The organism is Pseudomonas sp. RU47 (assembly GCF_004011755.1).
Lineage (GTDB): Bacteria > Pseudomonadota > Gammaproteobacteria > Pseudomonadales > Pseudomonadaceae > Aquipseudomonas.
In genome coordinates this window covers 336,413-351,552 of the sequence record NZ_CP022411.1, presented here as the reverse complement: position 1 = coordinate 351,552, position 15,140 = coordinate 336,413, and the positions used below count along the sequence as shown (strand labels likewise).

17 protein-coding genes and 2 tRNA genes are annotated in these 15,140 nt (G+C 58.2%); 16 read left to right on the top strand and 3 right to left on the bottom strand.

The features are described from left to right. Nucleotides 1-22 precede the first annotated feature (22 nt). From CCX46_RS01605 to CCX46_RS01585, 5 genes are all read left to right on the top strand, one after another. Nucleotides 23-98, top strand: a tRNA-Phe gene (locus CCX46_RS01605). 580 nt (nt 99-678) lie between these two features. Further along, entirely contained in the window at nt 679-1,758 is a 1,080-nt protein-coding gene (locus CCX46_RS01600; protein WP_127925485.1) for a hypothetical protein, read from the top strand. Nucleotides 1,759-1,834: 76 nt separating this feature from the next. Then, nucleotides 1,835-2,626, top strand: a complete 792-nt coding sequence (locus tag CCX46_RS01595; RefSeq protein ID WP_007909181.1) for a TSUP family transporter — start codon at nt 1,835-1,837, stop codon at nt 2,624-2,626. 8 nt (nt 2,627-2,634) lie between these two features. Beyond that, complete coding sequence (locus tag CCX46_RS01590) at nt 2,635-3,504, top strand: alpha/beta hydrolase (RefSeq protein WP_238704371.1); 870 nt, start codon at nt 2,635-2,637, stop codon at nt 3,502-3,504. Further along, on the top strand, nt 3,501-3,854 hold the full coding sequence (locus CCX46_RS01585) for a hypothetical protein (protein ID WP_127925483.1): 354 nt from the start codon (nt 3,501-3,503) through the stop codon (nt 3,852-3,854). The genes CCX46_RS01590 and CCX46_RS01585 overlap by 4 nt, the downstream gene beginning before the upstream one ends. Here CCX46_RS01585 and CCX46_RS01580 read toward each other — a convergent pair. Further along, nucleotides 3,851-4,141: a YceK/YidQ family lipoprotein gene (locus CCX46_RS01580; RefSeq protein ID WP_127925482.1), complete on the bottom strand. Its 291-nt coding sequence runs from the start codon at nt 4,139-4,141 to the stop codon at nt 3,851-3,853. The genes CCX46_RS01585 and CCX46_RS01580 overlap by 4 nt on opposite strands. Before the next feature lie 75 nt (nt 4,142-4,216). Further along, nucleotides 4,217-4,666 carry a carboxypeptidase regulatory-like domain-containing protein gene (locus CCX46_RS01575; RefSeq protein ID WP_127925481.1) on the bottom strand — a complete coding sequence of 150 codons (450 nt, stop codon included), beginning with the start codon at nt 4,664-4,666 and terminating at the stop codon, nt 4,217-4,219. 259 nt (nt 4,667-4,925) lie between these two features. On the opposite strand from CCX46_RS01575, the gene CCX46_RS01570 reads away from it, so the two are divergent. The 4 genes from CCX46_RS01570 (at nt 4,926) to CCX46_RS01555 (ending at nt 7,524) form a co-directional block, all read left to right on the top strand. Continuing rightward, on the top strand, nt 4,926-5,579 hold the full coding sequence (locus tag CCX46_RS01570; RefSeq protein ID WP_127925480.1) for a PDDEXK nuclease domain-containing protein: 654 nt from the start codon (nt 4,926-4,928) through the stop codon (nt 5,577-5,579). A 68-nt stretch (nt 5,580-5,647) separates the two neighbouring features. Next, nucleotides 5,648-6,622 carry an alpha/beta hydrolase family protein gene (locus CCX46_RS01565; RefSeq protein ID WP_127925479.1) on the top strand — a complete coding sequence of 325 codons (975 nt, stop codon included), beginning with the start codon at nt 5,648-5,650 and terminating at the stop codon, nt 6,620-6,622. A 29-nt stretch (nt 6,623-6,651) separates the two neighbouring features. Continuing rightward, nucleotides 6,652-7,065: a hypothetical protein gene (locus tag CCX46_RS01560; protein WP_008080543.1), complete on the top strand. Its 414-nt coding sequence runs from the start codon at nt 6,652-6,654 to the stop codon at nt 7,063-7,065. Nucleotides 7,066-7,071: 6 nt separating this feature from the next. Beyond that, complete coding sequence (locus CCX46_RS01555; RefSeq protein WP_127925478.1) at nt 7,072-7,524, top strand: hypothetical protein; 453 nt, start codon at nt 7,072-7,074, stop codon at nt 7,522-7,524. Between the two features lie 70 nt (nt 7,525-7,594). Here the strand turns inward: CCX46_RS01555 and gabP are convergent, their stop codons facing one another. Further along, a complete protein-coding gene (gene gabP / locus CCX46_RS01550) occupies nt 7,595-8,986 on the bottom strand; it encodes a GABA permease (protein ID WP_127925477.1) in 1,392 nt (463 codons plus the stop codon). A 554-nt stretch (nt 8,987-9,540) separates the two neighbouring features. Here gabP and CCX46_RS01545 point away from each other — a divergent pair. The 7 genes from CCX46_RS01545 to CCX46_RS01515 all read left to right on the top strand — a co-directional run bounded on the left by CCX46_RS01545 (nt 9,541) and on the right by CCX46_RS01515 (nt 15,084). Continuing rightward, nucleotides 9,541-10,314, top strand: a complete 774-nt coding sequence (locus CCX46_RS01545; protein WP_007909167.1) for an ABC transporter ATP-binding protein — start codon at nt 9,541-9,543, stop codon at nt 10,312-10,314. Between the two features lie 13 nt (nt 10,315-10,327). After that, nucleotides 10,328-11,077 carry an ABC transporter substrate-binding protein gene (locus CCX46_RS01540; protein ID WP_127925476.1) on the top strand — a complete coding sequence of 250 codons (750 nt, stop codon included), beginning with the start codon at nt 10,328-10,330 and terminating at the stop codon, nt 11,075-11,077. Nucleotides 11,078-11,155: 78 nt separating this feature from the next. Further along, complete coding sequence (locus tag CCX46_RS01535) at nt 11,156-11,848, top strand: ABC transporter permease (protein ID WP_127925475.1); 693 nt, start codon at nt 11,156-11,158, stop codon at nt 11,846-11,848. Next, nucleotides 11,848-12,537: an ABC transporter permease gene (locus CCX46_RS01530; RefSeq protein WP_127925474.1), complete on the top strand. Its 690-nt coding sequence runs from the start codon at nt 11,848-11,850 to the stop codon at nt 12,535-12,537. The genes CCX46_RS01535 and CCX46_RS01530 overlap by 1 nt, the downstream gene beginning before the upstream one ends. Continuing rightward, nucleotides 12,518-13,753 (top strand): methyltransferase, encoded by a 1,236-nt coding sequence (locus CCX46_RS01525; protein ID WP_127925473.1) that lies wholly within the window; start codon nt 12,518-12,520, stop codon nt 13,751-13,753. The genes CCX46_RS01530 and CCX46_RS01525 overlap by 20 nt, the downstream gene beginning before the upstream one ends. Before the next feature lie 342 nt (nt 13,754-14,095). Next, nucleotides 14,096-14,932, top strand: coding sequence for an FkbM family methyltransferase (locus CCX46_RS01520; protein WP_127925472.1), 837 nt, complete (start codon nt 14,096-14,098; stop codon nt 14,930-14,932). A gap of 76 nt (nt 14,933-15,008) precedes the next feature. Beyond that, nucleotides 15,009-15,084: transfer RNA gene (locus CCX46_RS01515), tRNA-Thr, on the top strand. The last annotated feature ends 56 nt before the right edge of the window (nt 15,085-15,140 follow it).

Genomic DNA, 15,140 nt, shown 5'->3' with positions numbered 1-15,140 from the left:
AACCCTTTTAATGCGCCCCGTTGCCCAGATAGCTCAGTCGGTAGAGCAGGGGATTGAAAATCCCCGTGTCGGCGGTTCGATTCCGTCTCTGGGCACCAAATACCGAAAACCCTGAATCGCAAGATTCAGGGTTTTTTTATGCCTGCGATTTGATAAGCCGTCCCTCACCCCCTCTTGCAGTGCTTTTGCTGGCCATTATTTTGATGTTAGGCTCCGTCAGCTTTTCCGGCAGGTCATTGTTGACTGCCCGGAATAATCGCCGGGCACTTCAGCCCTGACGATCAGCATTTAACGCATCACCCAATTAACGCACTCCGCGCCCTCCAGCATCGGGAATCTACCGAGGTTGTTGCAGGCACCCGGACAGTTGCGTCTGCGAGCAGGAACGCTCGCAGAACTAACACCCATCAAAAAGTTGTCATGGAGGACAAGACCTCAGCGCAGGTCATCTGCTGTTGTTTCAGCTGTCAGGCAAGCGACAGCAAACACTGACCAGGCATTCAGCATTTGTTTGAACTGTCGCGTCGCAGCGCCCTGTGCCCTCCCGAAAAAACCAGACCTGTATCAACTCGCCCACGTCCGCATCAGTGCGTGCGCTCGGCACGCATTGCAGCATCGAAACAGCCAACAGCTCCCACAAAAAATATAAGGGGAGCGGATACGACAGGGATGTAAACAATGACCGAAGTCCTACAACACACTAATAAAACCGTTGAGTCTTTAGTTGAACAGGAAGTCAGAACTTTCAGTTTTGATAAGCAACAAGCAAAGCTGCTGCACACCTTCTCTGAAGCGTTGGCAGCCATGGGCGGACCACAAGCCGCAGGTGCCAAGTCCAAGGCCTCGCTGGCAGCGACCGAGCTGAAGTTTTCGTTTTCCAAGGATCAGTGTGAACTGCTTGGCGCGTACTCCGACGGCCTCGTTTCCCTGCTGATTTTTGAGGGCATGGAAAAATTCACTGACACCAGCCCTCCGGATGAACTGCCCGAGCTGGCCGCTCTGGAAAATCGTTACGACGTACTTTGTCTGGCGGCACGCAATCAGATTCTGTTGAAACTGGTGGATAACAGCTCCTTCGCCTACGACATGGACAACGAAGGCAAACTGGTCCGAATCGTCGCTAACTTCAAGGGCGGCGGACTGACCAAAATCAATGACGAACCGGAAATCAAAGAGCTGAGCTCCCATTCCGGTCTCGCCCTCGGCCCCCACACCGAAGCGCCGTACTGGTGTGCTGTGAACGCGCAGGACGGGCATTCGCCCTCGCCCTCGTCGTTGATACTGTCGGCGCTATGGAATCCAAGCCTGGAGCCCACCTCGGTGATTCCATTGCCACCCTTGCTGGATGAAATCGGCGTCACCGGATGCCTCGCACTCACAACGGGCAGCTTCCAGTTCACACGGAGTGATTCTTTCGTCAACGGCAAGGGCGAGGATGGCCGCAATGTTTCGATTCTGGAGTTCGATGACAACGTCGGATTCGCCGCGCGATTCAACTCGTACCGTTTTTCGGTCAACGACAACGCCTCGGATTTTGTAAAAGAGGCTTATTCCGCACTTTGCCAAAGCGTGGGTAAAGCAACACCGGTTCAATACACACTGACGCAAGAGTCGGCCATGGTGATCAATAACGTCCGGGCGCTGCATTGTCGCGATGTCATCAAAGACAACCGACGTGTACTGGTGCGCATCTTCGGCCTGTCGAAGTTCTCGTCTCCGATTGTCATTTCAGACGATCCGCTGCTGATACAGGGCTGATATTCACCGCACGGCAAGGCTGTTGAATGGCCAGTCATGTGGATGACTGGCCAATAACTATAAAAGGGAAAACGTAATGGCTTGGGATGTAATTGGCATGTTGGCGCTTGTGGCATTTTGCGCCGGTTTTTTTGATGCGATTGCCGGGGGTGGCGGCTTGATTACTTTGCCTGCCCTGTTTCTGGCCGGTGTCGACCCGATCAGTGCGATAGCCACAAACAAGTTCCAGGCTGCTTCGGCCACTATCTCGGCCACTGTCACTTTCGCTCGCAAGGGAATGATTGAATGGCGCGAAGGACGCTTCCTGGTTATCTGCGCATTCCTGGGTGGCGCCAGCGGGGCGCTGTTGGTCAGTTCGATTGATAAGCGCTATCTGGAAGTGTGCGTGCCCGTCATGCTTATTCTGGTGGCGATCTACTTTGCGCTCTCGCCGAAACTGGCCAATGAGGATCGACGCAAGCGAATCGGCATTCTGCTGTTCTCGTTCACCGTGGCGCCGATCCTGGGCTTCTACGACGGTATCTTCGGCCCGGGCGTAGGCTCGTTCTTTATCGTCGGTTTCGTGCTGCTCTGCGGGCTTGGCATGATGCGGGCCATGAGTTTCACCAAACTGGCCAACGCGTCGTGCAACCTGGGCTCGCTGTCAGTCTTCATCACCAAAGGCGTGATCATCTGGCCGATTGCGATTGCCATGGCTCTGGCAGCTTTCCTCGGTGCACAACTGGGCGCCAGAGCGGCTGTCCGCGTCGGCCCACGTTTGATCAAACCCATGTTGATCGTGGTCTGCTGCGCCCTGGCGATCAAGTTGCTGAGTGTGGAGACCAATCCATTGCGTGTTGCAGTCCTGCACACCCTGGCTGCCCTGTGATCAATCGGTTGGCGCTGACCGGCGCGTCGCGACTTCGCTCTCGGTTGCAGTTTGACGAGGCGCCAACCGGCCCTGAGTTTTTCTTTGCGCACACCTTCGCCGGCTACCAACTGGAAGGTCGCGTATTGGCCGGTTCCGCCGCAGCAGCGTCAACGCCGAAAGTGCTGGCCATTCACGGTGCCCGCTCTGACTATTCGCGACTCAACGCCATCCTGTATCCCTTGCAGGCGCAGGGAATTGCCAGCCTGAGCTTCAATCTTTCCGGCCACGGCCCCAGCGCCGATGTTGCCCTTGAAGACACTTCACTGGCGCAGAACCTTCAGGAGGCTTTGCAGTTTGCCGATCATCTTGGCGCCGAACTCAGCACAGTGATCGGTCACAGTCTGGGGGGCGCACTGGCGCTCAAGGTAGCGCAAGCACATCGCGCTTCAGTCAGACGCATCGTGCTGTTCTGTCCCGCCCTGTACGCGGAGGCAGCCTGGCAGCAAGCGTTTGGGTCACCCTTCAAAAGCGCCATTTCGGTGCCTTACGGTTTTCTTGACTCGCCATCGCTGGAGTTCCTGCGCACGTTCGACGGGGAAGTCTTGCTGGTGATCGGCGAATACGATGGTCTTCAGGCAACCACTTTTGGCGGGATCGCTGGTACGTCTGCCGGGATACAGCAAATGGGCGCTCGCGCGATCAACAGCGCGATTCCGTACGAAGTCATCGAGGCCATTGAAAAGAGCCTGGCACCTGATCAGTTGAAAAAAATCGTCCTGCCAGGCTGCGACCACGCGGTATCAACGTGGCTCAGGGAAAACCCGCCGCGCGCAGTGGAGTTGGCAAGCGAGATAGCGCGGTTCATCAATCCCGGAAACAGGTCACAAGCGTCATGAACCAAAGGAAAACGCGCATCCCCTTGCCCCATCCGCCACCCTATCGGCCAAGCCGCGTGACGTATTGGCTGACCGTCCTGGCCGCGCTGCTGATTACTTTAGCCATCGGGTTATCGATCTGGATGCTGGTCGACAGCTGGATCACCGGCTCTATCACCACCAATAATCGCGGCCCGCGCAGCACTTACACCCTGGCCCTGCAACCGCGGCTGTTCTGGTTCGAGTTTGTCTGGCAGAGCGTTGGCACAGTGTTTCTGCTGGCAGTGGGTGTGTTCGGCGTGTGGATCTATCGCAAGGTTCAAGAGCCCGTGCACACGCCGAAAAGCAAACGCCGCGCAAAGAAAACCTAAAGCGTATTGATGTAATCGATCGGCAGCAGAACCGTATCCAGCGCGGCATCCACTGGCAGGGATACGACGGTGATGACCGGACAGACAATCATCATGTAACAGACGATCGCCGCCGGCATGCCATCGCTGCCGCCGCCACGCACACCCAGTAGATGAAGGTTGCCATCAACGCCTCGGTAATACTGAGCATCGGACAAACCGTCATTCAAACGCCCGATAAACGTTCCGCAGCCTGCCAACTGCAATACCAGGCCGATGACACCAACCGTACGCAAAATCCCTTTCAAACCAGCGTTTCCTTACGTCACAAAGATGAGGCGCGGGATTGTACCCGCGCCTCGACTTTGCAATCACATCCATCGCTAACCTGCGTCATTCCAGTGGAACACCAGATTGCGCGCCGTGCCGCTGCCAACGTCGGTCACATCATGCCGCGTTTCGCCTTTGCGCGTGGCCACCACCGTGTACTTGCCGGGTGGTAGTTGCACGTATACCAACGGGCCTGTCTGGTTAAGCATCAGCACGGTTTGCCCTGGCGACTTCTGAATCATTACATCGACATCAGCGGTGTACTCGTCTTGCGCGCCCACGGCGAATGTCATGTGCAGGTTGTAACCGCTGGTTTGTTGAATAGCCTTCGCCTCATCCTCACCGATCCCGCCGGCCAGATAAGTGACGCCGTTCTGTTGTTGCTGCTGAACTTGCACCCCGGCACTGTCGATAGGTTCAAGACTGGCTGCCTGCAACATCACCGGAAACAACAGTGCAGCGACTGCGGCGATGGGCAGCATGAATGAAAGAACGCGTTTCATGATCACGACTCCCGGGTTCTTGCAGAACCCAACCGTTACTCCTTTTAGATTTTGCGTATCCGGGTGGGTTTTAGATTGTTTGGAACTTGGCGCGTGTACGAAATGGACTACAGACCATTGCTCTCTGACGCATCTTTCAGCGGCAACGTCCTGCAACATCAAACCCTTCTTCCGTCCCATTTAACCGGCTCGCCCGACATCCCCACGCGGCGACTCTTGGCATGCTTTGACGCCTGTATCCAACGATGTGGAAGAGCCAATGAGCCCGCTAAAACCTGCTGACACGCAAGACCCGAAAATCGATTCGTTGCTGGGGGAGCTGGGCGAACTGATTCGCCAGGCGCGGCAAAAAGTGCTGCGTGCGGTGGACACGATTCAAGTGCAAACCTGCTGGCAGATCGGCAGGCATATTGTCGAGTTTGAACAAGAGGGAGCCCGGCGTACGGGCAAGGACAGGGAAGACGGTCTCGAACAAGCCCTCATCGACCATCTCCAGAGCTTTCTTCTCGAGCTGGGCAAAGGCTTTTCCTTTGTCGCCCGCCAACAACGCATCAGTACCGACGGCGTCGATCTGTACATCGATCTGGTGTTCTACAACTACCTGCTCAAATGCTTTGTGATCATTGATCTCAAGCGCGGCAAGCTCAGCGCCCGCGATGTCGGGCAGATGGACATGTATGTGCGCATGTACGACGAACTCATGCGCAGCGAGGGCGACAAGCCGACAGTCGGGATTATTCTGTCTGCCGAGAGCAACGACTCGGTGGCGCGCTACTCAATGCTCAAGGGCAATGAGCAACTGTTTGCCAGCAGTTACAAGACGATCCTGCCGAGTGAAGACGAGTTACGCGCGGAACTCAATCGCGAGCAGGCGTTGATCGAAGAGCGCAGGCTCACTCAATCCACCGAGTAAAACTTGCGGATTGTTGCCGGGCGGCGCTGAGACTATCGTTGTCAGCTTACTCTTCAAGGTCGAGCGTCATGAGCTGTCAGGACACGCCCGCAAGGCAAGACATGCAGTCAGGGTCGCCAACCTTGACTGCTGAGCAAGGTGAGCCTTTCAAAGAAGCTGCCGCCGACGGTTTTGCACTTGGCGGTTTTACCTGGCGTCAGTTATTGCCTGATAGCCAACGCCCGGTAGTGATCATCAGCGCCGCCACGTCGGTACGTTGCCGCCACTACTCGCGTTTCGCGGCTTATCTGTTCGCAAACGGCTTCGACGTGATGACCTACGACTACCGCGGCATCGGCGAATCACGATCCGCGTCGATCAAAGGCTTGAACGCCTCGTGGACAGATTGGGGCGCATTGGATTTCGAAGCGATGCTCAAACGCGCGCAACGGGAGTTTCCCGGGCAGCCGATCGATGTAGTCGGCCACAGCTTTGGCGGTTGCGCGGCAGGTCTGGGCGAATCCGGGCAGGTTATCCGACGGCTGGTAACAGTCGGCGCGCAGTTCGCTTACTGGCGCGACTACGCGCCGGAACATCGCTGGCGGATGTTCGGCAAATGGCATGTGGTGATGCCGTTACTGACGCTGTTCTGCGGCTTCTTCCCCGGCAAGCGACTCGGCTGGCTGGAAGATACGCCGACCGGCGTTGTACGCGACTGGAGCACGCCTGCCGCGCGTTACGAGCGGCGCCCCAGTGGTCGCGCGCTGATGAAAAAAACCGGCGCCCTGCCCTTCGCCAATGTCCGCGCACAGACTCTGGCGATCAGTATCAGCGACGATCCCTACGGCACGATTCCAGCCATCGAACGCCTGCTCGGTTACTTCGACAACGCGGCAAAAACCCACCTGCGTATCGAGCCGCAGGACATCGGCGAACAACAAGTCGGACATTTCGCCTTTTTTCGCAGCGCATACCAAGCCACACTATGGCCCATCGCTCTGACCTGGCTGCAAACCGGTGCACTGGCCCCCGACACACCCGGGCGGCAAGTCCCGCGCAGCTGAGCCCCTCTCAACGCACGACGGAACACATCATGGCCTCCGCCAACAAGCAGCAAAAACGCGCCACCCGGGCCAAAGCCAAGGCCAAGCAGAACCGCACCAAGCGCGCCGAGGCGCCGGTCGAGCTGGACCCGAACGACGACCGCATTGATTTCGAATCGGTAGACCTGACCGAGCTGTTCAAGAAAATGATCGACGCCGAGAAGATCAGCCAGCAAGCGCTGTGCACCGCCTTTCTCGAAGACCCGCTGCTGGAACTGGTCTATGAGCAGGAAGGCGAAGAAGGCGCGATGGATTTCATCCTCGCCGCACTGATCGAGTATCGCCAGTGGTCGCAGGAAACCGACGAAGCCGGCGCGCTGGCGTGGATCGAATCCCCGGCCTTCCAGGCCGACTATGTAGCGGCGTCCGACGCGATCGCCGCGCAAACCCAACAGAAGAACTGAGTTCCCATGGCATCCCTGAACAAGCAACAGAAACGCGCCAAACGCGCCAAGGCCAAAGCCAAGCAAATCCGTATGGTCGGCCGCAAGCCGCTGGACCAGGACGAAGACCTCGACCACCTCGCCGAGCCGGTGCCGGAATACGTCCTGGCGATGTTCAGCAAAATGCGCGACGCCGAAGCCGTCAGCCGCAACGAAATGCTGCTGACCCTGCTGCGCGAACTGGCGTTCGTCATCGTTGACCATCCAGAGCTGCTGGACATGGAAAACGCCGACAACGAAGGCATGGCCGCCACCCACCTGGCCGCCGACATGCTGATCGACTACCGCATGTGGGCTGAAGGCGCAACGATCGAAGAGGCCCAGGCTTGGCTGAGCGAACCGCAGTTCATCACCGATTTCGGGGTTGCGCTGGATGCTTATGGCAAGTCGGTGGAAGCGCAGGAAGACAAGAGCGAATAAACCACGCTCAAAAACAAAAACGGCCGCTCGTCATTACTGACAGCGGCCGTTTTGCATTACGCGTTACGGATCAGTTCAACACCACCGCGCCACGTTTTTCCAGCTTGCGACGGCGTGCCACCAACAGACCGGCAGCCACCACCATCAAACTCAGCAAACCAGTCGCGAGGATCTCCACGCGATGCGCTTCCTGGAACAGCATGATGGTCAGGGCCGCGACGATGAAGATGATCACCGCGTAGGTCAGGCCCGGAAACAGCCACATGCTGAAGACGATTTTCTCGCCGCGCGCCATACGCTGTTTACGCATGCGCAGCTGCGAGAATGCGATCACCAGATACACCAACAGAGCGATTGCACCGGAGCTGGCCAACAGGAATTCGAACACCGCCGCCGGGGCCACGTAGTTGGCGAAGGTGCACAGGAACGCTGCGCCGGTGGACAGCATCACCGCCCAGTAAGGCGTACCGCTTTTGTTCACCCGCGTCGCCATGGCCGGGGCATCGCCACGCTTGCCGAGCGAGAAGAGCATGCGCGACGAGGTATACAGCGCCGAGTTCAGGCAGCTGGTCACGGCGACCAGCACCACGATGTCGACGATCATCTTGGCGTTCGGGATGCCCATGCGCTCAAGCACGGTCTGGTAGGAACCGAGGTTGGCCAGCGTAGGATCGTTCCACGGCACCAGGGCGACAACGATGAAGATCGACACGAGATAGAACAAGCCAATCCGCCAGATCACCGAGTTGGTGGCCTTGGAGATCTGCTTGCCCGGGTTCTTCGATTCCGCGGCCGCGATGGTCACGATTTCGGTACCCATGAAGGAGAACATGGTGGTCAGGATTGCACCCAGCACCGCGCCCATACCGTTTGGCAGGAAGCCGCCGCTGTCGAACAGGTGCGAAACGCCGCTGACCTGGCTGTTCGGCAGAAAGCCAAAGATCGCCGCCAGACCGAGGATGATGAAGCCGATGATCGCCAGCACTTTGATCAGCGCGAACCAGAATTCGAACTCGCCGTAATTCTTCACGCTGAACAGGTTGGTGATGGTCAGGAGCATGGTGATGACCAGCGCGAACGCCCAGATGCCGACGTCAGGGAACCATGCGTGCAGGATGGTCGCAGCGGCGTTGGCTTCCAGCGGAATCACCAACACCCAGAACCACCAGTACAACCAGCCGATGGTGAAACCGGCCCAATGCCCGATGGCACGGTCGGCGTACGTCGAGAAGGAGCCCGTGTCCGGCGAGGCAACGGCCATTTCGCCGAGCATGCGCATCACCAACACCACCAGGGTACCGGCGGCGGCGTAAGCCAGCAGCACGGCAGGGCCGGCGGCAGCGATGGCGTGGCCGGAGCCAACGAACAGACCGGCGCCGATGACACCGGCGATCGACAACATGGTCACATGACGCGGTTTGAGCCCCTGTTCGAGGCCATTGGAGCTTGGGGTACTGCTCATCGAAACTACCTTTGCAAGGAAAGCGATTCAGTCCGTCCTGCCTGGTGTGTTCTTTCTCGTAAAAAGAAACCAACAGGGCGTTCCGGATTCTGCACGCAATAAATGCGCCAAAATGTTTCAAAGTCTTTTGGCTCGCGGCTTTGCGCGCGACCGGATGGTCATCGCAAGTCCTTGAGATTAATGGCTATTCGCCAGAGCGTTACCCTGCGACTCACTTTCAAGACGAATTCGCGCACCAGAAACACACTGAAAAAGTGTGGGATGCACAATAAAAGGGCGAATCCGGAACGTTCGGCCGGATAGCGCTTCCAACACCCCGCCAAAGCTGGCAACATCGCGCCTTTTTTTACGCGACACCCACGGGTTTGCACGATCAAACACCCGTTCGGTTGTTGATGGGGCGACAGTCTGCTGTGCCGATGCGACAACCTGCCACATGCCACCCGTTAACCGCTCGTAGCGCTGTTGGCTGCCATTGAAACGCTATGCTAGCTTGGCCGCCTCGCCAGGAAGGCCATCCAACAGCAGGAGCGCAACATATATGAGGAACGCACATGGCTGAGGCCACGCCCGCGCTTGAAATCCGCAACTTGCACAAACGCTACGGACAGCTGGAGGTGCTCAAAGGCATCTCGCTGACCGCCCGCGACGGCGATGTGATCTCGATCCTCGGTTCCTCCGGTTCCGGCAAGTCCACGTTCCTGCGTTGCATCAACCTGTTGGAAAACCCGCACCAGGGCCAGATTCTGGTGGCCGGTGAAGAACTCAAGCTCAAGGCCGCCAAGAATGGCGAACTGGTTGCCGCCGATGGCAAACAGATCAATCGCCTGCGCTCCGAGATTGGTTTTGTGTTTCAAAACTTTAATCTGTGGCCGCACATGAGCATCCTCGACAACATCATCGAGGCACCGCGCCGCGTGCTCGGCCAGAGCAAAGCCGAAGCGATCGAAGTCGCTGAAGCGCTGCTGGCCAAGGTCGGCATCGCCGACAAGCGCCACGCCTACCCGGCGCAACTGTCCGGCGGCCAGCAACAGCGCGCAGCAATCGCCCGCACGCTGGCGATGCAACCGAAGGTTATCCTGTTCGACGAGCCCACCTCGGCGCTTGACCCGGAAATGGTTCAGGAAGTACTTAGTGTCATCCGCGCACTGGCCGAAGAAGGCCGCACCATGCTGCTCGTGACCCACGAAATGGGCTTTGCCCGTCAGGTTTCCAGCGAAGTGGTGTTCCTTCACCAAGGCCTTATAGAAGAGCAAGGATCGCCTCAGCAGGTGTTCGAAAACCCGCTTTCGGCGCGCTGCAAACAATTCATGTCCAGCAACCGCTAACGGAGCAACATGCATGCAGAATTTCAAGAAGGTCTTCCTGGCCGCCGCCGTCACCCTCGCGTTCAGCGCCGGTGCCATGGCTGAAACCCTGAAGATGGGCATTGAAGCGGCCTATCCGCCGTTCAACAATAAAGATGCCAGCGGCAACGTGGTCGGCTTCGACAAAGACATCGGCGACGCTCTATGCGCGAAGATGAAAGTCGAGTGCACCGTGGTCACTTCCGACTGGGACGGCATCATCCCGGCCCTGAACGCGAAGAAGTTCGACTTCCTGATCTCCTCGCTGTCGATCACCGACGAGCGCAAAGGCGCGGTGGACTTCACCGAACCGTACTACTCGAACAAGCTGCAGTTCATCGCGCCAAAAAACGTCGACTTCAAAACCGACAAGGACTCGCTGAAAGGCAAGACCATCGGTACCCAGCGTGCGACCCTGGCCGGTACCTGGCTGGAAGACACCTACGCGGATGACATCAAGGTCAGCCTCTACGACACCCAGGAAAACGCCTACCTCGACCTGACCTCCGGTCGCGTCGACGCGATCCTCGCCGACAAGTACGCCAACTATGACTGGCTGAAAAGCGACGCCGGCAAGAACTACGAGTTCAAAGGCGACCCAGTCGTAGAAAGCGACAAGATCGGCATCGCTGTGCGTAAAGGTGACCCACTGCGTGAGAAGCTGAACGCCGCCCTGAAGGAAATCGTCGCCGACGGTACCTACAAGAAGATCAACGACAAGTACTTCCCGTTCAGCATCTACTGATCCTGACCTGTGGGACTGGCGCCGTGATGCAACGGCGCCATCTCCCGACTTTGCCTGCCGCAATTTGAACAGAAACCCATGATTATCGACCTCTACGGATTCGGCCCGGCCCTCGCTGCCGGCGCGCTGATGACCGTCCAACTGGCTCTCACCGCCCTGTGCCTGGGACTGGTGCTCGGGCTGCTCGGCGCCTTGGCCAAGACTTCCCCGTACAAGCCACTGCAATGGCTTGGCAGCACTTATTCGACCCTGGTGCGTGGCGTCCCGGAATTGCTCTGGGTGCTGTTGATCTACTTCGGTACGGTCAACCTGATGCGCGCCCTCGGTGAGTTCTTCGGCAACCCCGACCTGCAACTCAACGCCTTCGCCGCCGGTGTGATCGCACTCGGACTGTGCTTCGGCGCCTACGCCACGGAAGTGTTCCGTGGTGCGATCCTCGCCATTCCCAAAGGCCACCGTGAGGCCGGCCAGGCCCTGGGTCTATCGAAATGGCGGATCTTCACCCGGTTGATCATGCCGCAGATGTGGCGCATCGCCCTGCCCGGCCTGGGCAATCTGTTCATGATCCTGATGAAAGACACCGCACTGGTCTCGGTGATCGGCCTGGAAGAAATCATGCGTCACGCGCAAATCGGCGTGACCGTGTCGAAACAACCGTTCACCTTCTACATGGTCGCCGCGATCATGTACCTGGGCCTGACCGTGCTGGCGATGACCGGCATGCACTTCCTGGAAAAACGCGCCGCTCGCGGCTTTGCGAGGAGCGCTTAATGAACTGGGAAGTCATCATCAAGTGGCTGCCGAAACTGGCGCAGGGCGCGACCCTGACCCTGGAACTGGTGGCCATCGCCGTGATTGCCGGCCTGCTGCTGGCGATTCCGCTGGGCATCGCCCGCTCTTCGAAGCTGTGGTACGTACGCTCGCTGCCTTACGCTTACATCTTCTTTTTCCGTGGCACGCCGCTGCTGGTTCAGCTGTTCCTGGTCTACTACGGCCTGGCGCAGTTCGACGCGGTGCGCGAAAGCGCCTTGTGGCCGTACCTGCGCGATCCGTTCTGGTGTGCGACCGTGACCATGACCCTGCACACGGCGGCGTACATCGCCGAGATCTTGCGCGGGGCGATTCAGGCGATTCCACCCGGCGAAATCGAAGCGGCGCGGGCTTTGGGCATGTCCAAGCCCAAAGCGATGTTCTACATCATCCTCCCGCGTGCCGCGCGCATCGGCCTGCCGGCCTACAGCAACGAAGTGATCCTGATGCTCAAGGCCAGTGCGCTGGCCAGCACCGTGACTTTGCTGGAGCTGACCGGCATGGCACGCACAATCATCGCCCGCACCTATCTGCCGGTAGAGATCTTCTTCGCTGCTGGCGTGTTCTATCTGCTGATGGCTTACGTTCTCGTACGCGGCTTCAAGCTGCTGGAGCGCTGGCTGCGCGTCGATGCCTGCCAAGAGCGCTGACATTTCCCACGTGCTGACGGGCGAGGACTTACTCGCCCGTTTCACGGCGCTGGATGATTTTCTCACAGCCCATCAAGCGCTGTGGAAACCTCGACCGTTCACTCATCTTTCGCTTGCCTGGGAAGCGTCCTACCCGGAGCTGGCCTTGTGGCTACGCGGACGGTCGCTGGAAGACGCAGAAAACGCTCACAACCAACCTGCTGATCTTGCTGATGCGCCGGAGCCGTTCGCCTCATTGGCGGCGTTGTCGGCTGAGTTGAGCGCGGTGGGTGAGTTGCCGGGCCACGCGCTGGAAGCCGCCGGCCATCGATTGAATGTCGATGTGCCGGGACGCAAGTGGCAGCAGATCGAGGCGTTTGCCAGTCGTTTGTCTTTCGCCTCGCAGCCGACGCATTGGCTGGACTGGTGTTCGGGCAAGGGGCATTTGGGACGACGCTTGTTGGGCGCGGGGCAGCAACTGACTTGCGTTGAATACGATCCTTTATTGGTCGCCAGCGGTCAGGCGTTAAGTCAGCGTCATCACTTGCACGCTTTGCATGTGGAGCAAGACGTACTGGCGACTGATGCCTCTGCCGTATTGAGCTCAACTCACACGCCCGTCGCTCTCCACGCCTGCGGCGATTTGCATGTACGTCTGATGCAACTGGCCAGCGCTGCCGGTTGCCAGCAAATGGCGATCGCACCCTGCTGCTACAACCGCATCGAACGCAGCGAATATCAGGCATTGTCCCGCGCCGGATCGCGATCGCTCCTACAACTCTCGTTGGAGGATCTGGCGCTGCCGATGAGCGAAACCGTCACCGCCGGTGCACGAGTCCGACGCCAGCGTGACACCTCGATGGCCCGTCGTTTGGCATTCGATCTGCTGCAACGCCAAGTGCGCGGCGTCGACGAATACCTGCCGACGCCATCTCTGCCCAGTGCCTGGCTGGATAAACCGTTCGCCGATTACTGTCGCGATCTAGCCGCGCTCAAAGAGTTATCCACAATCGGCTCGCCAGATTGGTCAGCATTGGAAGCGGCCGGTTGGCAGCGGTTGGCCGAAGTTCGAAACCTGGAGTTACTTCGAGGATTGTTCCGACGGCCACTGGAGCTTTGGCTGAATCTGGACCGAGCCGTTTTTCTGGAAGAACAAGGTTACGCTGTACGTCTCGGCACTTTTTGCGCAGCCCCACTCACACCCCGTAATTTGCTGCTATTGGCCGAACGCGCTTAAACGCTCCAACCTGTGGATAACTCTGTTGATGGATTTATCATGGATCCAATATCCACGCCTGTTACGAGCCATTAACAGCGCTGGTCATTTTTTGTTCATATAAATAAAAAACCTGTAAAACAGGGATTTGCGAACAAAACGAGAACGCGTCCACAAAATCCCTCGCAGGCGCCCCGATGCAGCTTCCCGTTGTGCATAAGCTTCAGATCGAAATGACATAACCGCCGAATGACGGACTGTTTCAGGAGGAAATTGCGTCCACCCTCCGCCCTTGCTATACAAGCTCACACCGGGCAGGCAGCACTGCAACCAATAAGAACAAACCACTGACAGGGAGCGACCGTGACGTTCATTTCATATGCACAGAATTTCGAAGACATCCGCCTGTGGCGCGCACTCAAATTCTTTGAAAACGGCTTCTACATCGACGTCGGCGCCAACGATCCAATCCATGATTCAGTGACGAAGGCCTTTTATGATCGCGGCTGGAGCGGCATCAACATCGAACCGATGCAAAGCTTCCACGACGCCCTGGTCCAGCAACGCCCACGCGATACCATTCTGCAATGCATCGCCAGCGATGCGCCCGGGGAAATCACCTTCTACGGCATTCCCGGTACCGGCCTGTCCACCGCCGACCCGGTGATCGCTCAAGAGCGCAAGGAGCGTGGCCTGGAGGTGCAGAGCCTGACCGTAAAGGCCCGCACGTTGACCTCGATCTGCGAAGAACACGCCGCCGACCGCCCCATCCATTTCCTCAAAATAGACGTCGAAGGCCACGAAGAAACCGTGCTGCGCGGCATGGACTTCAGTCGCTTCCGCCCGTGGCTTATCCTTATCGAAACCCCGTTCGAACGTGACCACACCTGGGAACACCTGGTCACCGACGCCGGCTACCAGAACGTCTGCTTCGACGGCCTCAATAGCTATTTTCTCGCCGACGAACACCTGAACCTCAAACCGGCCTTCGACATGCCGCCCTGCCAGCTCGACAACTTCCAGCTGTGCCTGGGGCACCCTTTCGCCCACCCCGTCAGCCCCAGCGAAGCCGACGCCCTGGCCCAAATCAGCGCCGCCACACAACGCGCTGAACGCGCCGAAGCGCAACTCCACGCCATGCAGAACAATCGCGCCTGGCGTGCTCTGCAGAAACTGCACAACGTGCTGCGCCGGGCATGATCCGGCCTCCCACAAAAATAGTCTGAATTCAGGGGTTTACAGAAACCACCCAATCGCTATAATCGTCGCCCACAACGCCGGTATAGCTCAGATGGTAGAGCAACTGACTTGTAATCAGTAGGTCCCGGGTTCGATTCCTGGTGCCGGCACCATACAAAACAAAGCCCCTGCAGAAATGCAGGGGCTTTGTTGTTTCTGGGTGGTTTAC